General features: G+C 70.3%; 21 protein-coding genes. 7 read left to right on the plus strand and 14 right to left on the minus strand.

What is annotated here, in order from left to right; all coding sequences use genetic code 11:
- Positions 1-2 precede the first annotated feature (2 nt).
- Both ACWCPF_RS35045 and ACWCPF_RS35050 read left to right on the plus strand, forming a co-directional pair.
- On the plus strand, positions 3-1,010 hold the full coding sequence (locus tag ACWCPF_RS35045) for a C40 family peptidase (protein WP_451049143.1): 1,008 nt from the start codon (positions 3-5) through the stop codon (positions 1,008-1,010).
- Positions 1,011-1,178: 168 nt separating this feature from the next.
- Positions 1,179-1,889: a phosphatase PAP2 family protein gene (locus ACWCPF_RS35050; protein ID WP_451049144.1), complete on the plus strand. Its 711-nt coding sequence runs from the start codon at positions 1,179-1,181 to the stop codon at positions 1,887-1,889.
- Between the two features lie 149 nt (positions 1,890-2,038).
- Here ACWCPF_RS35050 and ACWCPF_RS35055 read toward each other — a convergent pair whose 3' ends face one another.
- Together ACWCPF_RS35055 and ACWCPF_RS35060 are read right to left on the minus strand one after the other, a co-directional pair.
- Entirely contained in the window at positions 2,039-3,619 is a 1,581-nt protein-coding gene (locus tag ACWCPF_RS35055) for an FAD-binding oxidoreductase (protein ID WP_451049145.1), read from the minus strand.
- Positions 3,620-3,804: 185 nt separating this feature from the next.
- Complete coding sequence (locus ACWCPF_RS35060) at positions 3,805-3,975, minus strand: hypothetical protein (RefSeq protein ID WP_451049146.1); 171 nt, start codon at positions 3,973-3,975, stop codon at positions 3,805-3,807.
- Between the two features lie 143 nt (positions 3,976-4,118).
- Here ACWCPF_RS35060 and ACWCPF_RS35065 point away from each other — a divergent pair, with 143 nt between their 5' ends.
- Together ACWCPF_RS35065 and ACWCPF_RS35070 are read left to right on the plus strand one after the other, a co-directional pair.
- Positions 4,119-4,964, plus strand: coding sequence for a hypothetical protein (locus tag ACWCPF_RS35065; RefSeq protein ID WP_451049147.1), 846 nt, complete (start codon positions 4,119-4,121; stop codon positions 4,962-4,964).
- Between the two features lie 130 nt (positions 4,965-5,094).
- Entirely contained in the window at positions 5,095-5,280 is a 186-nt protein-coding gene (locus ACWCPF_RS35070) for a hypothetical protein (RefSeq protein WP_451049148.1), read from the plus strand.
- Between the two features lie 95 nt (positions 5,281-5,375).
- On the opposite strand, the gene ACWCPF_RS35075 is transcribed toward ACWCPF_RS35070, so the two are convergent.
- Complete coding sequence (locus ACWCPF_RS35075; protein WP_451049149.1) at positions 5,376-5,720, minus strand: metal-sensitive transcriptional regulator; 345 nt, start codon at positions 5,718-5,720, stop codon at positions 5,376-5,378.
- 230 nt (positions 5,721-5,950) lie between these two features.
- Between ACWCPF_RS35075 and ACWCPF_RS35080 the strand changes: the two genes are divergently transcribed.
- On the plus strand, positions 5,951-6,571 hold the full coding sequence (locus ACWCPF_RS35080; protein ID WP_451049150.1) for a DUF47 domain-containing protein: 621 nt from the start codon (positions 5,951-5,953) through the stop codon (positions 6,569-6,571).
- Between the two features lie 7 nt (positions 6,572-6,578).
- A complete protein-coding gene (locus tag ACWCPF_RS35085) occupies positions 6,579-7,577 on the plus strand; it encodes an anion permease (RefSeq protein WP_451049151.1) in 999 nt (332 codons plus the stop codon).
- 450 nt (positions 7,578-8,027) lie between these two features.
- Here the strand turns inward: ACWCPF_RS35085 and pstB are convergent, their stop codons facing one another.
- From pstB to ACWCPF_RS35140, 11 genes are all read right to left on the minus strand, one after another.
- A complete protein-coding gene (gene pstB / locus ACWCPF_RS35090) occupies positions 8,028-8,804 on the minus strand; it encodes a phosphate ABC transporter ATP-binding protein PstB (protein ID WP_351911339.1) in 777 nt (258 codons plus the stop codon).
- Between the two features lie 56 nt (positions 8,805-8,860).
- Positions 8,861-9,925: a phosphate ABC transporter permease PstA gene (pstA, locus tag ACWCPF_RS35095; protein WP_451049152.1), complete on the minus strand. Its 1,065-nt coding sequence runs from the start codon at positions 9,923-9,925 to the stop codon at positions 8,861-8,863.
- Positions 9,922-10,935: a phosphate ABC transporter permease subunit PstC gene (pstC, locus tag ACWCPF_RS35100; protein WP_451049153.1), complete on the minus strand. Its 1,014-nt coding sequence runs from the start codon at positions 10,933-10,935 to the stop codon at positions 9,922-9,924. The genes pstA and pstC overlap by 4 nt, the downstream gene beginning before the upstream one ends.
- A 140-nt stretch (positions 10,936-11,075) precedes the next feature.
- Positions 11,076-12,206 (minus strand): phosphate ABC transporter substrate-binding protein PstS, encoded by a 1,131-nt coding sequence (gene pstS, locus ACWCPF_RS35105; RefSeq protein WP_451049154.1) that lies wholly within the window; start codon positions 12,204-12,206, stop codon positions 11,076-11,078.
- A gap of 255 nt (positions 12,207-12,461) precedes the next feature.
- Positions 12,462-12,845 carry an NUDIX hydrolase gene (locus ACWCPF_RS35110; protein WP_451049229.1) on the minus strand — a complete coding sequence of 128 codons (384 nt, stop codon included), beginning with the start codon at positions 12,843-12,845 and terminating at the stop codon, positions 12,462-12,464.
- A 372-nt stretch (positions 12,846-13,217) separates the two neighbouring features.
- Positions 13,218-14,396 (minus strand): CHAD domain-containing protein, encoded by a 1,179-nt coding sequence (locus ACWCPF_RS35115; RefSeq protein ID WP_451049155.1) that lies wholly within the window; start codon positions 14,394-14,396, stop codon positions 13,218-13,220.
- Entirely contained in the window at positions 14,377-16,734 is a 2,358-nt protein-coding gene (locus ACWCPF_RS35120; RefSeq protein ID WP_451049156.1) for an RNA degradosome polyphosphate kinase, read from the minus strand. The genes ACWCPF_RS35115 and ACWCPF_RS35120 overlap by 20 nt, the downstream gene beginning before the upstream one ends.
- A gap of 200 nt (positions 16,735-16,934) precedes the next feature.
- Complete coding sequence (locus ACWCPF_RS35125) at positions 16,935-17,987, minus strand: hypothetical protein (RefSeq protein WP_451049157.1); 1,053 nt, start codon at positions 17,985-17,987, stop codon at positions 16,935-16,937.
- Positions 17,984-19,018: an ABC transporter permease gene (locus ACWCPF_RS35130; RefSeq protein ID WP_451049158.1), complete on the minus strand. Its 1,035-nt coding sequence runs from the start codon at positions 19,016-19,018 to the stop codon at positions 17,984-17,986. The genes ACWCPF_RS35125 and ACWCPF_RS35130 overlap by 4 nt, the downstream gene beginning before the upstream one ends.
- Positions 19,015-19,962 (minus strand): ABC transporter ATP-binding protein, encoded by a 948-nt coding sequence (locus ACWCPF_RS35135; RefSeq protein WP_451049159.1) that lies wholly within the window; start codon positions 19,960-19,962, stop codon positions 19,015-19,017. Before ACWCPF_RS35135 ends, ACWCPF_RS35130 begins: the two co-directional genes overlap by 4 nt.
- Positions 19,959-20,372, minus strand: coding sequence for a GntR family transcriptional regulator (locus ACWCPF_RS35140; protein ID WP_451049160.1), 414 nt, complete (start codon positions 20,370-20,372; stop codon positions 19,959-19,961). The genes ACWCPF_RS35135 and ACWCPF_RS35140 overlap by 4 nt, the downstream gene beginning before the upstream one ends.
- Positions 20,373-20,493: 121 nt before the next feature.
- Here ACWCPF_RS35140 and ACWCPF_RS35145 point away from each other — a divergent pair, with 121 nt between their 5' ends.
- Positions 20,494-21,042 (plus strand): RNA polymerase sigma factor, encoded by a 549-nt coding sequence (locus tag ACWCPF_RS35145; RefSeq protein ID WP_451049161.1) that lies wholly within the window; start codon positions 20,494-20,496, stop codon positions 21,040-21,042.
- Positions 21,043-21,093 lie beyond the last annotated feature (51 nt).

Below are 21,093 nucleotides of genomic sequence, written 5' to 3' on the forward strand. Positions count from 1 at the left end.
GGTTGACGGTGCGTAGGACGTGGATCGCGGCGGGCTCCGTCGCCGCGGCGGGGCTCAGCTTCATGATGCTGCTCGTCGTCGGCGTGTACGTCGTCGCCGGGAACCTCGTCAACGGCGTGGGCGGCGCGAGCGTCGGGCTGGCCAAGGGAGCGGTGCCGGCCGCGTACCAGAGGCTCGTGGAGAAGTGGGGCAACCTCTGCCCGGCGATCAACCCGGCCCTGCTCGCCGCCCAGCTGTACCAGGAGAGCGGATTCAACCCGAACGCCAAAAGCCCGGCGAAGGCGGAGGGGATAGCGCAATTCATCCCGGGGACATGGGCCACGCACGGCGTCGACGGCGACGGGGACGGCGACCGCGACGTCTGGGATCCGAATGACGCGATTCCGTCGGCTGCGACGTACGACTGCACGCTCGCCTCGTACGTCAAGGACGTGCCCGGCGACGCGACCCACAACATGCTCGCGTCCTACAACGCGGGGGCGTACGCGGTCATCAAGTACGGGGGAGTGCCGCCGTACGCGGAGACCCGGAACTACGTGAAGACGATCACGACGCTCGAGAAGAGCTTTGCTGCGCCTGTCAGTCGGGTGGATCCTTCCAAGCAGGCTGCCGGGGCCATCTACTTCGCTCAGAAGAAGCTCGGGACGCCCTATCTGTGGGGTGGGAACGGTACCGCTGACCAGGGTGGACGGTTCGACTGTTCGGGGTTGACCAAGGCCGCCTACGAGAGCGTCGGGATCACCTTGCCCCGGGTCGCCAACGATCAGTACAACGCCGGGCCGCATCCCAAGCGGAGCGAACTGCTGCCCGGGGACCTGGTGTTCTTCTCCACCGATCCCGGCGACTCGCGGGCCATCCACCACGTGGGGATCTACGTGGGAGGCGGGTACATGATCGACGCGCCGTACACGGGCGCCGTCATCCGGTTCGACCCCATCGACACGGCGGAGTACTTCGGAGCCACCCGGGTCACCGAAGATGGCGCGAAAGCGCTGCCCACGACGGTGTGAAAGAGGCCGCCACCCGGCCTCTGAGCTGCGGGGATCTATCTCTCTTCGATAACGTCTGAGTGATCATTCAGTGGAGAGTGGAACGTATCAACGGGGGCCGTGCGTTCCTGTTGAGGCGGGCGCATGTGAGGTGCGCCGAGCAGAACACGACGAAGGGGCCGCAGCACCATGGCTGGACTCGCCGATTCCGGGTCGAACCCCGACGTAGACCTGCTCTATGACATCAACGGGCTCGCCAAGGACGCTCCGCACTGGCTCGACCGGGTGGTCGAGTTCGTCGGGGAGTACGGGCTGCTCCTCGCCATGATCCTGCTCATCGTGTGGTGCTGGTGGGGCGTTCGGCGACGCAGCGGCGGGGCCGAGGAGGCCGCGTCCTCCGTGGCCGCCCTCATGTGGGCGCCGCTTGCCGCCGGGATCGCCGTGCTGGTGAACGTGCCCATACGGGGATTCGTCGAGCGTCCCCGCCCCTTCATCGATCATCAGGGGCTGGAGGTGCTCGTCTCCGGCAAGACCGACTACTCCTTCGTGAGCGATCACGCCACCCTGACGATGGCCATGGCCGTCGGCCTGTTCGTCGCCAACCGCAAGTTCGGGCTGGTGGGGATAGGGATCGCGCTCGTGGAGGGGTTCTGCCGGGTCTACATGGGGGTGCACTACCCGACCGACGTCATCGGAGGGTTCGCGCTCGGGACCGCCGTCGCGCTGCTGCTGTCGCCCATCGCCTCCATGCTGCTCACCCCCGTGCTGAAGGCCGTCGACCGGTCGCCCCGGGTCGGCTGGGTGGTGCGCAGCCGAGCCGCCCGGGTCGCCGAGCGGGACGGATTCGTGCCCGGCGCTCGGGCGGACATAGCCGCGGAGGAACGCGACCTCGCCGCGTAAGCGCTCCGCTGGGTGCGCTGCGATGTGCCGTGCTGTGCCGTCGTTTTGCTGCGGCGCCGTCGTGGCTGGTCGCGCAGTTCCCCGCGCCCCTTCAGGGCGCGGTCGGCTTCAGGGCGCTGCCGGGCTTCAGGGCGCTGCTGGCTTCAGGGCTATAGCGACTGGCGGTAGTTGAAGAAGCCGTTCGGGTCGTACTGCTTCTTCAGTTTGGTCAGGCGGGGGAGTGCGGCTCCGTAGTACGCCTCGCGCCAGTTCGGCAGGGTCGGGTCCGCGTAGTTCTGGTAGGCCGCGCCCGAGGCGTACGGGGCCATCGCCTTGTGGGCGGTGGTCAGCCAGGACTGCGCCGCCGTGCCCGCCGTGCCCGCCCGCCAGGACACGATGTACTGGGCCAGCATGCGCGAGCGGCGGTGGACGAACGCCGTGGCCGTGGGGGAGACCCGGTTCACCGCGCCGCCCAGCGCCGTCAGGGCGATGGTGCCCGAGCCGCCCTGGACCGAGGTCAGCTGCTTCAGGAGCGTCTGGATCCCGGCGGTCGTCAGCGAGACGTCGAAGAAGTCCGAGCGGGCCGCGTAGGTCTCCCGGCCCAGCGCGCCCTGCGGGGAGCGGCCCGGCGTCGAGCCCGGCAGATGGCACTGCGCGTCCGAGGTGAAGGAGGAGCAGCCGGCGTAGATCTCCATCGCCGTCTCGTACGTGCGGCGGCGCAGGGAGACGGACGACGCCGGCGCGCCCACCCGGTCCGCCAGTCGGTCCACCGCGTTCTGGAGCTGGCCGTAGGTGCCGATGCAGAACGCGGCGACCGAGATGGTGGGCGTGCCGCCCGTGGCGTTCGCCACATGCAGGGAGGACCAGATCTCGTCGGGCTGTGACGGACCCCACTCCTGCCATGCCTTCACCACCGCGGCCGCCTTCGCCCAGGGCCAGGTGAGGTAGCCCGTCACCGCCTGGGGCGCGGGGTGGGTTTTGAACTGCAGTTCCGTGACGACGCCGAAGTTGCCGTTGCCGGCGCCGCGCAGCGCCCAGAACAGGTCCTTGTTCGTCGTCGCGTCGGCGATGAGCTGCTTGCCGTCCGCCGTGACGATCGTGGCCTGGGTGAGGCTGTCGCAGGTCAGGCCGTAGGCGCGGGAGACCACGCCGTGGCCGCCGCCGAGGACCAGGCCGGAGACGCCGACCGTCGGACAGGAGCCCGCCGGGATGGTCACGCCCTTCGCGGCGAGCGTCCGGTAGACGTCGATCAGCTTGGCGCCCGCGCCGACCACGGCCGAGGCGCCGCTCGCCCGGACCTGGTTCAGCTTGGAGACGTCGATGATCAGACGGCCGTCGCCGGAGGACCAGCCGCCGTAGGAGTGGCCGCCGTTGCGGATCGCGACCTTCGTCTTGTGGGCGCGGGCGTATGCCATGACGGTACGGATGTCGTCGGCGTGGGCGACGTAGGCCACCGCGGCCGGTTTGAGGCCGTCGAAGCGGGTGTTGTAGAGCTGGCTGGCCGTGGTCCAGGAGGCCTCGCCGGGGCGGACGAGGGTGCCGTCCAGGTCGCGGGCCAGCGCGGTCCAGTTGGCGGGGGCCGAGATGCCGGCGGTCGTGAACGGGGTCGTCGACCCGGTGCCAGTGCCGGTGCCGGAACCGGCTCCGGTCGCCGAGGCCGGGCCGTTCGCGCCGCCGACGGTCGTCTTGCAGGCGGTCACTGCCGCCGCGAACGCGGCCGTGCCGCCTGCGATGAACGTACGCCGTTCCATGTCCTTGTGCCTTCCCTCGTCCCGCTACCGCCTGCCGGCTCCATGAACGTAATGAACGTCATGCTCTTCATTCGTTTCATGTACTTCATGGAGCGAGACGGGGGCATGAGGTCACAGGTTCCAGCGGCTTGCGGTGGTGACGGAATGGTGACGTCCGTTCGTCGGCCCGTCGATCGGTCGGTGAGTCAGTTGTCCGTGTGGCGCTGCGCGTCCGTTCTGGCCATGCTTCTCGCTCTTCGGGCCGGGCCGCGCCAGCCGCAGGTGCAGCGGGCCAGGCAGAAATGACCCTGTTCGACGGTCGTGGTGGTGTGTTCCCCATCGGCGTTGGGGTGGGCCGAGCGGTCCTGCTGTGTCACACCGACAACGTTACCCATGTTCGGTAAAAGACCCGTATGGCGGTCGCACGCTTCGGGCGCTGCGTGACGAGGGGCACTCGGCCGTCGTTAGCCGGAACGACGAGGGGCCCGTGACGGACGTGCCGGTTGGGGGTAGCGAGACCATGGCGGAGCGGCAGCGCAGGCAGGTGGGTGCGGCGGTCCTGTGGGGGATCGTGGCGGGGGTCTGTGGGGTCTGTGCGGGGGCCGCCGGGTGTTCCGGTGGCGGAGCCGCCGCCGAGGACGGCCGGGTCGCCGATCCCGTCGAGACGATGCACCGGGCCGCCGACGCCCTTGTCGCAGCGGGCACCTCGAAGGCCCGGACGTCGATGGAGATGGCCACCGGCGGGACCCGGGTGACCATCCGCGGCCAGGGCGTGTACGACTTCCGCAAGCAGCTCGGGGAGCTGAGGGTGCTGCTGCCGCAGGATCCGTCGGGGGCCAGCGAGCACCGGCCGATCACCGAACTCCTCGCGCCCGGAGCCCTGTTCATGAAGAACCGGGGGGCCGGGGTGCCGGCCGACAAATGGGTGCGGGTGGACACGGCGGCCCTGTCCGACGGGAATCTGGTGACCGGCGGGGCCACCGATCCGTTCGCCGCCGCCGAGGTGCTGCGCGGGACGCGCACGGCGACGTACGTGGGGAGGACCGAGGTGGCCGGGACGGCGGTGCGGCACTATCGCGGGACCGCCGATCTGGCGGTGGCCGCCGAGGACGCGTCCGTGGGCGGACGGGACTCGCTGCGGGCGGCGGCGAAAGGGTTCGCCACGGCGCGGGTGCCGTTCGACGTCTATCTCGACGACGAGGGGCGGATCCGCAAGGTCCGGCACCGCTTCAGTTTCGTCAACGGGCAGCAGAAGGAGGCCGTCGCGGTCGCCTCCACGACCCTGCTCTACGACTTCGGGGCTGCCGTCGATGTGCGGTTGCCCGCGGCGCGGGACATCTACGCGGGGCGGATCGCCGACGAGTGAAGCTGCCTCCGGCTCCCCTGAGCGAATGTTTTCGGCCACAGGGTGGGCACAAGGACTAGCCCGTCCGTGCCATGCGCGCGGTGTAGAGCGCTCCCTACTCTAGGAAGTCGGTGACTGCAGAGACGAGGTGATGCGCGTGGCTCCGGGCGGCGGTACGGCAGTTCAGGACCACGTGGCCCTCGCGGAGATCGAACTGTGCGGGGAGCTGATCATCGCGGCCTCCGCGGCCGGCGAGGAACGGCTCAGCCTGGAGAGCATCGATCAGGTGCTGCGGGTGCGGGAAGAAGGGGAAGGGAAGGGCGGGGCCTGTACGTGAGGGCGGGTGGGTGAGGGTTTGTGCGGGTGAGGGGTGGGTGCGTGGGTGAGGGCGGGGGCCGGGGGGCTGGGGGCGGGTCCTGACTGGGGTGGCGGTCAGGTGCGCAGGAGGCGGGCGATCGCCTTCGTCGCTTCTTCTACCTTCGCGTCGATCTCGTCGCCTCCCTTGAGGGCCGCGTCGGCCACGCAGTGCCGCAGGTGTTCCTCCAGGAGCTGCAGGGCGAACGACTGCAGGGCCTTGGTGGAGGCGGACACCTGGGTGAGTATGTCGATGCAGTAGATGTCCTCGTCGACCATGCGTTGCAGGCCGCGGATCTGGCCCTCGATGCGGCGCAGGCGCTTGAGGTGTTCGGCCTTCTGTTTGTGGTAGCCGTGGACCTGGCCCGTCGAGGGGGTCGGCGTGGCAAGGGTCTCTTCCGTGCCGGCCTCGGTGGTCGTCATCGTGTCCTCCAGCGCTCCAGCTCCAGACATATACCCCTACTGGGTATATCGTACCGAACTCTCGTGGGTATACGGCCCGAGCAGGCACTTCGTCGGTCGCTTTGCCGCCGGTCGCCCCCCTGCCCCTCGCTCTGTCCCATGGGCGACACTGGGGGACGGCCCATTAGCCGTGGCCGGATGATGCGCCTAGCATCAGCCTGACCGAAACCGATGCATCTTGAGGACCCCACGTGCGATTTCGTCTGACCCCCAGGGAGACGAGCTTCTATGACATGTTTGCCGCATCCGCGGACAACATCGTCACGGGCTCGAAACTCCTGATGGAACTGCTCGGGGCGGACTCCTCCGCCCGGGCCGAGATCGCAGAGCGTATGCGGGCCGCCGAACATGCTGGTGACGATGCCACGCACGCGATTTTCCATCAGCTGAACTCCTCGTTCATCACGCCCTTCGACCGCGAGGACATCTACAAGCTCGCCTCCTGCCTCGACGACATCATGGACTTCATGGAGGAGGCCGTCGACCTGGTCGTCCTCTACAACGTCGAGGAACTGCCCAAGGGCGTCGAGCAGCAGATCGAGGTGCTGTCGCGGGCGGCGGAGCTGACGGCCGAGGCGATGCCGAACCTGCGGACCATGGAGAACCTCACCGAGTACTGGATCGAGGTCAACCGGCTGGAGAACCAGGCCGACCAGATCCACCGGAAGCTGCTCGCCCACCTCTTCAACGGCAAGTACGACGCCATCGAGGTGCTCAAGCTGAAGCAGATCGTGGATGTGCTGGAAGAGGCCGCCGACGCCTTCGAGCACGTGGCCAACACGGTGGAGACCATCGCGGTCAAGGAGTCCTGAACCTTTCATGGACACCTTTGCTCTGGTCGTGACCATCGGCGTCGCGCTCGGATTCACTTACACCAACGGTTTTCACGACTCCGCCAATGCGATTGCGACGTCCGTCTCCACCCGGGCGCTGACGCCGCGGGCGGCGTTGGCCATGGCCGCGGTGATGAACCTTGGCGGTGCGTTCCTCGGAAGCGGCGTCGCTCATACGGTCAGCAAGGGGTTGATCGAGACTCCCGACGGGTCCAAGGGGATGGGGATCCTCTTCGCCGCGTTGATCGGGGCGATCGTCTGGAACCTCGTCACTTGGTACTTCGGGTTGCCTTCGTCGTCTTCGCACGCGTTGTTCGGCGGGATGGTGGGCGCTGCGCTCGCCGGTGGGACGGATGTCATCTGGTCCGGGGTGCTCGAGAAAGTCGTCATTCCGATGTTCATCTCGCCGGTGGTCGGGCTGGTCGCCGGCTATCTCGTGATGACGGCCATTTTGTGGATGTTCCGGCGGGCCAATCCGCACAAGGCCAAGCGGGGCTTTCGGATAGCGCAGACCGTTTCCGCCGCGGGCATGGCGTTGGGGCATGGTCTGCAGGACGCGCAGAAGACGATGGGCATCGTGGTGATGGCGTTGGTCATCGGCGATGTCCAGGGGGCGGATGATCCGATCCCGGTGTGGGTGAAGATCGCTTGTGCGGTGATGTTGTCGCTCGGGACGTATGCGGGTGGGTGGCGCATCATGCGGACGTTGGGGCGGAAGATCATTGAGCTTGATCCGCCGCAGGGGTTCGCGGCGGAGACGACGGGGGCGTCGATCATGTTCACGACGGCGTTTCTGTTCAAGGCGCCGATCTCCACTACGCATGTGATCACTTCGGCGATTATGGGTGTGGGGGCTACGAAGCGGGTCAATGCCGTGCGGTGGGGTGTTGCGAAGAACATTGTCCTTGGGTGGTTCATTACGATGCCGGCGGCTGCGGGGGTTGCGGCTTGTGCGTTTTGGATTGTGAACCTGGTGTTTCTGTAGGGGCTTGCCCACCCACCCGCCCGACGCGGTAGGCCGAGAGGTTGCCCCACCCCGGGGCTTCGCCCCGGGCCCCGGCGGGGGCTTTGCCCCCTGCACCCCCGGGTGTTTGCCGACCCGCCCGCCCGACTCGGTGGGTTGGGAGGTTGCCCTCGTTTCGGGGCTTCGCCCCGGGCCCCGGCGGGGGCTTTGCCCCCTGCACCCCCGGGTGTTTGCCGACCCGCCCGCCCGACTCGGTGGGTTGAGAGGTTGACCCCGTCTCGGGGCTTTGCCCCCTGCGCCCCCGGGTGTTCGCCCGTCCGCTCTTGAGGGCTTGGCTCTGACGCCGCCAAGTTTGGTGACTTTCTTCCCCCCGGGGTAGCAGTGAGCCCGCCCCCCTGTCGGGGGGCGGGCTCTTTGCGTCCTCGCGGTGGCACCGCCATGCAGCACCGCGAGGGGACTTGAGGGGTTCGGTCAGCCGAAGCGGCCCGAGATGTAGTCCTCCGTGGCCTGGACCGACGGGTTGGAGAAGATGCGCTCCGTGTCGTCGATCTCGATCAGCTTGCCGGGCTGGCCGACGGCGGACAGGTTGAAGAAGGCCGTGCGGTCGGAGACGCGCGCCGCCTGCTGCATGTTGTGCGTCACGATGACGATCGTGAAGCGTTCCTTCAGCTCGCCGATCAGGTCCTCGATCGCGAGGGTGGAGATGGGGTCCAGGGCCGAGCAGGGCTCGTCCATCAGGAGAACCTTCGGTTCGACCGCGATCGCTCGTGCGATGCACAGGCGCTGCTGCTGGCCGCCGGACAGGCCCGAGCCGGGCTTGTTCAGGCGGTCCTTGACCTCGTTCCAGAGGTTTGCGCCCTTGAGGGACTTCTCGACGACGTCCGCCAGTTCCGACTTCTTGTAGCTGCCGTTCAGACGCAGGCCCGCCGCGACGTTGTCGAAGATCGACATCGTGGGGAACGGGTTCGGGCGCTGGAACACCATGCCGACCTCGCGGCGGACCGAGACCGGGTCGATGCCCGCGCCGTACAGGTCCTCGTCGTCCAGCAGGACCTTGCCCTCGACCCGGCCGCCGGAGGTCACCTCGTGCATCCGGTTCAGCGTGCGCAGGAACGTCGACTTGCCGCAGCCGGAGGGGCCGATGAAGGCCGTCACCGAGCGGGGCTCGACCGTCATCGAGATGTCTTCGATCGCCTTGTGGGACCCGTAGTAGGCGGTCAGACCGCTTACGTCGATTCGCTTGGCCATTTTCTCTACTTCACTTCCCGATCGGATCAGATCAGATCAGTCGCTGTGTGGCCGCTTCAGCGACCGGTCTTCGGGGCCTTCCAGCGGGCGATTCCGCGGGCCACCAGGTTCAGGATCATCACGAAGGCGATCAGCGTGAGCGATGCGGCCCAGGCACGGTCGTAGGCCGCCGTCGATCCCGCGCTCTGCGAGTACTGCTGGTAGATGTACAGCGGCAGCGACGCCTGCGCACCCTCGAAGGGGTTCGAGTTGATGAACGGGTTTCCGAAGACCAACAGCAGCACCGGGGCCGTTTCGCCGGCGATGCGGGCGATCGCCAGCATGACGCCCGTGATGATGCCGCCGATCGAGGTCGGGACCACCACCTTCAGGATCGTCCGCCACTTCGGCACGCCCAGGGCGAGCGACGCTTCCCGCAGCTCGTTCGGGACGAGCTTCAGCATCTCCTCAGTCGAGCGTACGACGACCGGCATCATCAGGATCGCCAGGGCCAGGGAGCCCGCGAAGCCGAAGGGCTGCATGTCCAGCATCAGCATGAGGCTGAGGATGAAGAGGCCGGCCACGATGGAGGGGATGCCGGTCATGACGTCCACGAAGAACGTGATCGCCTTGGCCAGGCTGCCCTTGCCGTACTCGACCAGGTAGATGGCCGTCAGGATGCCGATCGGGGCACCGATCGCCGTGGCCAGGCCGACCTGCTCCAGGCTGCCGAGGATCGCGTGGTAGATGCCGCCGCCGGGCTCGCTGTCCGCCACCACGCCCATGGAGTGGGTGAGGAAGTAGACGTCCAGGACCTTGACGCCGCGCTCGATCGTCGTCCAGAGCAGGGAGACCAGCGGGACGACCGCCAGCAGGAACGCCACCCAGACCAGGTTCGTCGCGATCCGGTCCTTGGCCTGACGGCGGCCCTCCACCTTCGCGGCGATGCCGTACGTGCCGACGAGGAAGAGGACGCCGGCGATCAGGCCCCACTGGACCTCGCTGTCCAGGCCGCCGACCAGACCGATGACGACCGCCAGGGCGAGCGAACCGGCCGCGATGGCCCACGGGGACCAGCTCGGGAGGCTGGCGCCTCGCAGGGTGCTGGGGGTCTTGTCGGCTACTGCGCTTGCGTGGCTCATGCGTTGGCCCCCGAGTACTCACTGCGGCGGGAGATGATCCATCGTGCCGCGCCGTTGACCAGCAGGGTGATGACGAACAGGACCAGACCGGAGGCGATGAGCGCGTCACGGCCGAACTCTGTCGCCTCGTTGAACTTGCTGGCGATGTTCTGGGCGAAGGTGCCGCCGCCGGGGTTGAGGAGGCTGGCGTGGATGTCGAAGTCCGGGGAGAGGACGGTGGCCACGGCCATCGTCTCGCCCAGGGCGCGGCCGAGGCCGAGCATCGAGGCCGAGATCACGCCGGAGCGGCCGAAGGGGAGCACCGACATGCGGATGACCTCCCAGCGGGTGGCGCCCAGCGCCAGCGCCGCTTCCTCGTGCATCTGCGGGACCTGGCGGAAGACCTCGCGGCTCACGTTGGTGATGACCGGCAGGATCATGATGGCCAGCAGGATGCCCACCGTGAGCATCGAGCGCGGGGCGCCCTCGTCCCACGAGAAGATCCCGGTCCAGCCGAAGTAGTTGTTCAGCCAGCCGAACAGGCCGTCCATGTGCGGTACGAGGACCAGCGCGCCCCAGAGGCCGTACACGATGGACGGCACGGCGGCGAGCAGGTCGATCACGTACGCGACGGGGCCGCTCAGGCGGCGCGGGGCGTAGTGCGTGATGAAGAGGGCGATCGAGACGGCGATCGGGACCGCGATGGCCATGGCGATGACCGACGAGACCACCGTGCCGAAGGCCAGGACGGCGATGCCGAACTTCGGCGGGACCAGGCCGGTGTTCCACTCGAAGGCGGTGAGGAAGTTGGCGTCGTCCTCGCTGATCGCGAGCGAGGCGCGGTAGGTGAGGAAGACCGCGATGGCGGCCATGATCACCAGCAGGAAGATGCCCGAGCCGCGGGAGAGCGCGAGGAAGATCCGGTCGCCGGGACGGGTGGCGCCGCGGGCGGCGGCCTTCTGCTCGGCTTTGCGGATCGAGGTGGGGGGAGGGGTGTCGTCCGTGTCTGACTTCTGTGTCGATATGTCCATAGGGGTCTCCGGTCTGCGGAGCCGCCTGCGGGTTGTGGGCGGCTCGGGTGGGGCCGGACTGCGGGCGGCCCCTGGCGGCGGTGCACCGGACGGGTGCGGTCCGGACCGGGTTCCCCCGGTGCCGGACCGCACCGCTCAGATCAGCTCAGGCCCTCGATGGTGGTGCGGACCTTGGCGATGATGGCGTCGGGGATCGGCGCGTAGTCGATGCCCGAGAGGATGCCCTGGCCCTCCGTGCTGGCGATGTAGCGGAGGAACGCCTTGGTGGCGGGCAGGGTCGCGGCCTTGTTGCCCTTGTCGCAGGCGATCTCGTACGTGACCAGGGTGATCGGGTAGGCGCCGTCGGCCTTGGTCGCGTAGTCGAGCTTCAGCGACAGGTCGTTGCCGGTGCCGACCACCTGCGCGGCGGCGACGGCCTTGGTGGCGCCGTCGGAGGAGGCCTTCACCGGGGCCGAGGCGCCCGTGTCGACGGCGACGGTGCCGAGGCCGTCCTTCGCGTAGGACAGCTCCATGTAGCCGATCGCGCCGCTGGTCTGCTTGACGCCCTGGGCGACACCGGAGGAGCCGGCCGCGGCCTGGCCGCCCTTGGCCTGCCAGGCCTTGCCGCCCTCGTACTTCCAGTTGTCCGGGGTGGCGGCGATCAGGTACTTGGTGAAGTTGTCCGTCGTACCCGACTCGTCCGAGCGGTGGTACGGCTGGATCTTGAGGTCGGGCAGTGTGGCGTCGGGGTTGAGCGCCTTGATCGCGGCGTCGTTCCAGTTGGTGATCTTGCCATCGAAGATCTTGGCGATCGTGGCCGCGTCCAGCGTGAGGTTGTCCACGCCCGCGACGTTGTAGGCGACGGCGATCGGGCCGGCCACCATCGGCAGGTCGATGCCCTGGCCGCCGGTGCAGACCTTCTTGGATTCGGTGACCTGCTCCGGCTTCAGCGCGGAGTCGGAGCCGGCGAAGGCGACCGTGCCCTGCGTGAACGCGGTGACGCCCGCGCCGGAGCCGGAGCCCTTGTAGTTGACCTGGACGCCCGAGCAGGCCTGGGTGAAGTTCTTGACCCAGGCGTCGATCGCGTTCTTCTGCGCGGAGGAGCCGTCGGCGAGGAGCTGGCCCTTGGCGTCGTCACACTTGATCGAGCCGGCCGCCGTGGTGGCGGACGAGCTGCTGCCGCTGCCGCTGGAGCCGGTGTCGTCGGAGCCGCACGCCGTGAGGGCCAGGGCGCCGGAGACGGCGAGAGCACCGAGGGAGAGAGCCCGCCGGTTCATGCGCTGAAGCTTCACTTGGGGAAGATCCTTCCAGGAGCCGCCGTCCTGAATTCCGGCGGCGTGCGGAGTGTGCGAAGTCTGGTCGGTCCGGCGTGTCCTTTCGGTTCACGTGCCGCACCGCGTAAGGCCGAAATTAGGCAGATCAGGTGAAGGCGCTTACGGGCACGGGTGAACGGCGGGTGAACCCCTGGGGACGGTGCGGTTAGGTCACGGAACGCTCACGTCGAGGACACGAGGCGATTCCGGTGACCCGCCCTGGGTCCCCACCCGTTATGCCAGGTGCAGGACGTGCAGCAGGGCGTCCACGAGCGTGCGGTCCCTCGGCTGGGTGAGCCGGTCGCGGGCAGCCGGTGGAGGGAGCCAGACCAGCCTGTCAACCTCGTGATTGGCGACGAACGAGCCGGAGACGGCCTCCGCCGCCCAGTAGCGGACCTGCTTCGGGCGGCCGTTCGCCTCGTACTCGACGGTGGGGAGCGGGGTGCCGGGCACGGCCCGGTGGCCCGTCTCCTCCTCCACCTCGCGCAGCGCGCCCACGAGCGGGTCCTCACCGCGTTTCAGCTTGCCCTTGGGGTGCGACCAGTCGTCGTACTTGGGACGGTGCACCAGACAGATCTCCAGCCCACCCGCCGCCGCGGTTGCCCGCCGCCACAACACACAACCGGCCGCCTGAACGACGGAGAAGTCGGCGGCACCCGCGGCACCTGCGGCACCTGCGGTCCTTGCGGTGGCTGCGGTGCCCGCGGTGCTTGCGGACTGGTCGGCGGGGCCGTTGGACGGGTCGACGGGGCCGGGGCCGGTGGGGCCGTCCGGGGTGCTGCGGGTGGGGGGTTGGGGGGCGCCGGCCGGGCGGTCCGGGGTGCTGTCGGTGGTCTGGTCTGGGGTGTCGGTCTGGCTGTCGGGGGCGCCGGTTGTCGGGCTGTTGGGGGTGGGCGTGGGGGAGTTGGGGGTGTTGGGCGGGCGGTTTCGGGGGGTTGGTGTGGGCACCTGGGGTTCACCGCCTGTTTGGTCGGGGTGCGCCGGGTCCGGTCAGGGTGTGCCGATGGGCTGTTTCTGCCACGCGCGCTGGAACGCGTACCGGGCCGCCTCCACGTCGTGCCGTTGGTCCGCGTGCAGCACACCGAGCGCGTACGCCGTCGCGGGAGCGATCCGGGGCGTACGGGCCGCCTGCGCCGCGGCCGACGCCGCCTCCGAGGCGTCCCGGTGCCGGTCGAGGGCCTGGCCCGCGGTGAGCAGCCGGACGTCCAGGGGGGTGCCGTGGCCGTGCATGACCTCGGACGCGTACCGGTGCAGGCGCAGCAGCAGACGGACCTGGTGCCAGGGCGCGTCCTGCGGATGCGGGGCCGGGTCCGGGGAGAGGCCGTGGATCAGGGCCTCCGCGTTGTACGGGTGGCCCGCGGTGACCAGCGGCAGCGCGGCGACCGCGTCGACGAGGCGCTCCTCGGCCGCCGCGGCGAGCGGGCACAGGTCGGTGGTGGGGGCGGCCGGCGCCAGCGGCACCTCGCTGGCCAGGACGGCGACCTTGTCCGCGACGGCGTGGAAGCGGGAGGAGCCGATGGCCTGGAGGGCGGTGGAGTGGGCCCGGGTGCGGGCGAGGGTGAGCTGGCGGTCCAGGAGCGCGCCGGCCTTCGCCGCGCCCACGGTGAGGTTGCCGCGGTCCGGGGTCGCCGGGTGCGCGGCGGCCCGGTTGGGGCCCGAGGCGGTGCGGACCGGGCCCGCCGCCTGGGTCTGGGCCTTGGCCTGAGCCTTGGCCTGGGACTGGGCCTGGGACTGGGCCTGGGGCGGCACCGGGGCGGAGCCCGACAGCCGGTTCAGTGCCAGCAGCAGCCGCTCCAGCCGGGCCCCGTACGCGTGTTCCAGGGCCAGCGTGCCCGACAGCCAGGCCAGTTCGGGGCGGATCCCCTCCGACCACTCGTGGTCGAGGAGGGGCCGGAAGGTGTGCAGGCTGCCGCTGATGCGGCGGGCCGAGCGGCGCAGGGCGCGCGCCGCGTCGACCCGGTGCTCCTCGCCGCCGCCCGACGCGCCGCCCGACGAGCCGTTCGACGTGGCGCCCCCGGTCTCCCGGTGCAGCCGCAGTGCGCGGAGGAACTCCGTGGCCTGGGCCCGGAGGTAGCCCGCGAGGGCGTCCCCCGTCGGCGCGGGCCCGGTCGCGGTCCGGGTCGCGGTCTGGGTCGCGGGGTCCGTCAGGTCATGGTGTCGCTGTGCCACGCCGGCGCCTCCGGGCGTCTATGAACATCTCCTGGATGTTGCGCAGGGGCGCGCCGTCCGCGTCGGTCGCGTGCCTGATCCACTCGCCGTCCGGGCCGAGGTGCCAGGAGGACGTGGAGTCGGACATGCCGGTCTCCAGCATCCGGTTCAGGGACGCCCGGTGAGCCGTGTCCGTGACCCTGACCAGGGCCTCGATTCGGCGGTCGAGGTTGCGGTGCATCATGTCGGCGCTGCCGATCCACACCTCGGGCTCCCCGCCGTTGCCGAAGCCGAAGACGCGGGAGTGCTCGAGGAAGCGGCCGAGGATGGAGCGCACCCGGATGTTCTCCGAGAGGCCCGGCACGCCCGGGCGCACCGCGCAGATGCCGCGCACCCACACGTCGACCGGCACGCCCGCCTGGGACGCGCGGTAGAGCGAGTCGATGAGGGCTTCGTCGACGATCGAGTTGACCTTGATGCGGACGTGCGCGGGCCGTCCCGCGCGGTGGTGCTGGATCTCCTTGTCGATGCGTGAGATCAGGCCGTCACGCAGGGACTTGGGGGCGACGAGGAGTCGTCGGTAGGTCTCGCGGCGGGAGTAGCCGGAGAGCCGGTTGAAGAGGTCCGAGAGGTCCGCGCCGACCTGGGGGTCGGCCGTCAGCACGCCGAGGTCCTCGTACAGCCGGGCCGTCTTCGGGTGGTAGTTGCCGGTGCCGACGTGGCAGTAGCGCCGCAGCGTGTCGCCCTCCTGGCGGACCACCAGCGACAGCTTGCAGTGCGTCTTGAGACCGACGAGGCCGTAGACGACATGGCAGCCGGCCTCCTCCAGCTTGCGCGCCCACTTGATGTTGGCGTGCTCGTCGAACCGCGCCTTGATCTCGACGAGGACGAGGACCTGCTTGCCGGACTCGGCGGCCTCGATGAGCGCGTCGACTATCGGGGAGTCGCCGGAGGTGCGGTACAGGGTCTGCTTGATCGCGAGGACGTCCGGGTCGGCGGCCGCCTGCTCCAGGAACGCCTGGACGGAGGTGGAGAAGCTGTCGTACGGGTGGTGCAGCAGCACATCGCGGCTGCGCAGCGCGCCGAATATGTCGGGGGCGGAGGCGGACTCCACCTCGGCGAGGTCGCGGTGCGTGCCGGCGATGAACTTCTTGTACTTCAGCTCGGGGCGGTCGAGACCGTGGATGCGGAAGAGACCGGTGAGGTCGAGCGGGCCGGGCAGCGGGTAGACCTCGGCCTCGCTGATCTTCAGCTCGCGGACGAGGAGGTCGAGCACCTCGCGGTCGATGGACTCCTCGACCTCCAGGCGCACCGGCGGCCCGAAGCGGCGCCGCATCAGTTCCTTCTCCAGGGCCTGGAGGAGGTTCTCGGCGTCGTCCTCCTCGACCTCCAGGTCCTCGTTGCGGGTGAGCCGGAAGGCGTGGTGCTCCAGCACCTCCATGCCCGGGAACAGCTCCTCCAGGTGCGCGCCGATGACGTCCTCGATGGGGACGTAGCGGCCCGGGCTGCTCTCCAGGAAGCGGGACAGCAGCGGCGGCACCTTCACGCGCGCGAAGTGCTTGTTGCCGCTGACCGGGTTGCGCACGACGACCGCGAGGTTCAGCGAGAGCCCCGAGATGTACGGGAAGGGGTGCGCGGGGTCGACGGCGAGCGGGGTGAGCACCGGGAAGATCTGGTGCCGGAACAGCGTGAAGAGGCGGGCCTGCTCCTTCTCCGTCAGCTCGCTCCAGCGGACCAGGTGTATGCCCTCCTCCGCGAGGGCGGGGGCGATGTCCTCGTGGTAGGTCGCGGCGTGCCGGGCCATGAGCTCGCGCGAGCGGGCCCAGATCATCTCCAGCACCTCGCGCGGCTGGAGACCGGAGGCCGAACGGGTGGCGACGCCGGTGGCGATGCGGCGCTTCAATCCGGCCACCCGGACCATGAAGAACTCGTCCAGGTTGCTGGCGAAGATGGCGAGGAAGTTCGCCCGTTCGAGGAGCGGGGTGTTCGGGTCCTCGGCCAGTTCCAGGACGCGCTCGTTGAACGCGAGCCAGCTGCGTTCCCGGTCCAGGAAACGGCCCTGCGGCAGCTGGGGGCCGTCGTACGGCGCCTCCTCGTAGGTGTCGAGGTCGGCGTCGATGTCGGGCTCCAGATCGGATACCACGGCAGCCACGGTGTGCGGGCGGTGGGCGGCTATGGAGCCCACGGAGGGCTGCGCGTGCTGGATCTCGGCCTGGGTCTCTGGCTGGCTCATGTACCCATTCTTCCGCGCCAGCAGTGATACAGGCGCGTCGGAACGTGCGGGCGGGAGCGCGGCGGTGCTTCCCTGGGGCTGATTTCCCTCGGGAGGCGGTGAAGGCTCGGGCACGGCGGGCTTCATTCGCCGAGCCTCGCAAGGTCGTCTGAACCAATGGTTACGGCGACATGGCGTGCGGGATATCGGGGGGAGGCTCGCGGGGGTCGCAGGGCGCCCGGTGGGGCGATCACGCGCGCGGGGTGTGTACGTCCTCCCCCTGTGGAGGGACGTGCACACCCCGTGAGCCGCCCGGGATCGGCGCTGATCGGCCGGGATCGGCGGATTCAGGCCGTGCGGCGGCGCAGCAGCACGAACGCGGCGGCGGTCACGGCGGCGGCCACCGCGAGGACGATGCCGCTCTCGACGAGCTGGAGCGGCCAGAAGTGGGACTCCGGGTGGTAGGTGACGTAGGTGCCGGAGAACCCCAGGTCGTCGAGGCAGCGACGGCCCTCGGCGACCGCGGCGTCGCACTGCCAGATGTCGAAGTCAGGGCTGCGCCGACCGTGGATCACGGCGCCGTTCCCCAGCTCCCACGCGGTGTCCGGACGGTCGACGTCCTGGGTGGGCGAAGTGAGGGTCACAGCGGGCCAGAGGGCGTACCGGAACTGCGCCATCACGTAGCCGAGCAGGCCGGTCGCGGCCATGGAGACGGCGAGGGCGGGCAGCGTCCGGCGCAGCAGGAGCGCGGTCAGGGCTCCGACGGCGAGGGCGCAGAGGGCGTACGCGACGGTGGTTGGGCCGCGGGAGAGGAAAGCGCTCTCGGCCCACCAGTCGTCGAACAGCAGATCCTGGTTGGCGGCCCAGGCCCAACGGTGCACGAGGACCAGGACGGTGGCGCCGACGGACACCGTGAGGGCGGGGACGGCGAGCTTGGCGGCCAGCCAGCGGGTGGGCGAGACGCCTTGGGTCCAGGCGAGGCGCGCGGTGCCGCTCTCCAGTTCGCGGCCGATGAGGGCGCTGCCCGCGAAGGCGGCGACGGCGAGGAAGAGAAAGCCGGTGATCAGGCCGATCCACTCGACCAGCGGGCTGTAGCCGGTCCAGCCCATCGTCGAGTCGCACCAGTCCTGGCCCGCCCGTTCGCAGGCCTCCGCCGCCGCGCGCTCGTCCGCGGCGGCGATTTTCGTGAGGAACACCAGGCAGCCGCTCAGGCCCGCCACGGCGAGCGCCCACACGACGAGGGCGGCCCGGTGCACCCGCAGCACGGCATGGGCGACGCCCCAGGAGCCGCGGCCGTCGGCGCCGCCGCGGGCAGCCCGCGCGGGCCCGCTGTCCGCCGTGTTCTCCGGGGTGTTCTTCGGGGTGCGTTTTGGGTTGCGCTTTGGGGCGACGGCGGTCATACGGAGGTCTCCCGTCCGGTGCGCGGGGTGGTCGCGGTCGTACGCCTGAGCAGGACGAACGCGGCGACGGTGACGGCGGCGGCCACGGCCAGCAGAAGGGCGGTCGTGGTCAGCTGGAGCGGCCAGTAGTGGGACTCGGGGTGGTAGGAGGTGTAGAAGCCGGTCGCGTCGAGCTCGGTGTAGAGGGCGGCGCAGGTGTCGGAGATGGACGCCGGTCCGCAGCCGGGGTCGGCGATGTGCTTGCCGGTGGAGGTGACCAGGCCCGAGTCGACCTGGAGGCCGTCGCTCCGGTAGCCGTCGCCGATGCTGGTGACCCAGGTGACGGCCGGCCAGAGATGGGGCATGACCAGGTCGGCCAGCACGCGCAGGGCGGCGACGAAGCCCAGGGCGAGCATCAGCGCGGGCAGCGTGCGGCGCAGCAGCAGGCCCGCGAGGGCGCCGCCGGCCAGGGCGGTGAGGGCGAGGGCGACGGTGGTGGGGCCGTTGGTGTGCAGGGTCAGGCTGTCGTGCCAGTTCTTGGCGGTGTCGATCCGGCCGTCGCCCTTGGACCACATCAGGCGGTGCAGCGTGACCAGCAGACCGGTGCCCGCGGCGACCAGGACGGCGGGCACGGCGAGCTTGGTGGCCAGCCAGCGGACCGGGGACAGGCTCTGCGTCCAGGCGAGCTGCGCTGTGCCGTGCTCCAGCTCGCGGCCGAACAGGGCGGCGCCCGCCCAGGCCGCGACGACGAAGGGGAGCGCGGTCAGTGCGCCGGTCGTGTACATGTACACGCTCTTGTAGCGGACGATCGCGTTCTGGTCGTAGGGGCAGGCCTCGCCGTAGTCGCATGCGCGGTACTGCCGCCAGCCCTCGATCGCCGTGTCGGTCAGCGGGCCCCACAGCCATATCAGGGCGAGGCCGAGGACGGCGACGATGCCGATCCACCCGTACAGGGCGGGCCGGTGCAGGCGCAGCAGCCAGCGGGTGCCGGGTGCGGGGGCGCCCTTGGCGGCGGGGGCCGTCGCGTCCGAGCCGAGGGTGAGCGTGGTCATACGGCGGCCTCCTCGGGCCGGGCCGGAGCGAGCGGGGCGGCCTGCGGGTTGCGCAGGTAGGCGAGGACGAGCTCCTCCAGGGAGGGCTTCGAGGTGCGCCAGTCGTCGTCGAGCGGGCCCGCCGGACGCACCAGGGCGGTGAGCTGACGTCCGGTGACGCGCGACTCGACGACGGTGTGCGGGGCGAGTTCGGGGGCCTGGGCGGGGGCCTGGGCAGGGGTGTGGGCGGGGGCCTGGGCCGCGGAGTCGTCCAACGGGACGGTGGTGCTCACGCGCGCGTGGGCGGCGAGCAGGTCGTCGATCTCACCGGCGAGACGCACCCGGCCGCCGCCGACCAGCAGCAGATGGTCGCAGGAGTCCTCCAGTTCGGCGACGACGTGCGACGACATCACGATCGTCGTGCCGTACTGCGCCGCCCGCGCCATCAGGGTGCCCATCAGCTCGTGCCGGGCCAGCGGGTCGAGGTCGGCCATCGGCTCGTCGAGGAGGAGCAGTTCGGGCTGCTTGGCCAGGGCCAGGGCGAGCGCGACGCGGGTGCGCTGGCCGCCGGACAGGGCGCGGATCTTCTTCCGGGGGTCGAGATCACCCGCGGCGACGATCCCCTCGGCGGTCTCGGCGTCCCAGCGCCCCGGGTTGAGATCGGCGCCCACGAGGAGCGTCTCGGCGACGCTGAGCTGCGGGTACAGGGGCTTGTCCTGGGCGACGTAGCCGACACGCGCGCGTGCGGACGCCGGGTCCGTGCCGAGGACGGTGACCTTGCCCTCGGTGGGGGCCAGCAGACCGGCGGCGAGGGCGAGGAGCGTGGACTTGCCCGCGCCGTTGGGGCCGACGACGGCACAGACCCGCCCGGCGGGGAGGCGGAACGTGCAGTCGCGCAGCGCCCAGCCCCCGCGCCGGCCGAAACGCTTGCCGAGCGCGGTCGCCGCCATGGCGGTGTCGGTCATGAGGGATCTCCCTGGAGGTGCTCGTTCGGGGTGGAAACGGCGAACCGCTCGTCGAGTACGGCGGTGAAGAGCGCGGCCACGTCGTCGCGGTCCAGGCCGGCTTCCCGGGCGCGGACGGCCCAGCCGTCCAGTTCCGCGCGCAGGGGCGAGTCGGCCGGGGCGGTGCTCAGCCCGCGCCGTACGAAGGTGCCGAGGCCGCGCCGGGCCTCCACCAGCCCGTCCCGCTCCAGCTCGCGGTACGCCTTCAGCACGGTGTTCGGGTTGATGGCCGTCGCCTCGACGACCTCGCGAGCGGTGGGCAGCTTGTCGCCGGCCTGCAGCATGCCCAGGCGCAGGGCCTGCTTCGTCTGCTGGACGATCTGCACGTAGGTGGCCACGCCGCTGTGCCGGTCGATGCGGTATTCGACCACTGGACAACCACCCTTTCACTAATTGAGTAGTGAAAGGGTGGTGCAAGGGCGGTGCGCATGTCAAGAAAAACTCGTGCGGCGAACCGTGAACCGATCGGCGGGCCCGGTCCGATGAGGGGATGTGAGCGAAACGAGAAGCGACGGGGAGCTGCTGCGGGCCATCGCAGCGGACGGGGACCGTCACGCCTTCGAGGAGCTGTACCGGCGGTACGCCCCGTGGTTGACCGCGCGCATGCGCGGCCGCTGCGCCGACGCCGGGATAGTCGACGACGTCGTTCAGGAGACGTTCCTCGCGGTGTGGCGGGGCACCGCCCGCTACCGCGACGAGGGCCACCCCGACGCGGCCGGCTGGCTGTGGCGCATTGCCTCGCGCCGCCTGGTCGACGCGGTGCGCGGGGACGGCGCACGCGGCCGGCTGCGCCAGGTGCTGGCCCGCCTGCGCCACCGGGACGAGGCCTCGGCGGAGGAACGCGTGCTCGCGGGGGTGGAGCACGGGGACCTCGCCGGGGCCCTCACCCGGCTCTCGCCGGAACTGCGGGCTGTCCTGCAGGCGACCGTCATCGACGGGCTCACCACCCGGGAGGCGGCCGTACTGCTCGGCATCCCGCCCGGCACCGTCAAGACGCGGGCCCTGCGCGCCCGCAAGCAACTGCGGGAGGCGCTGGCATGAGCCGGTACGTGTGCGGGGTGGGCCTGCCCGCCCGCCCGGGCGACGAGCGGT

Source organism: Streptomyces sp. NPDC001858, from assembly GCF_053594615.1.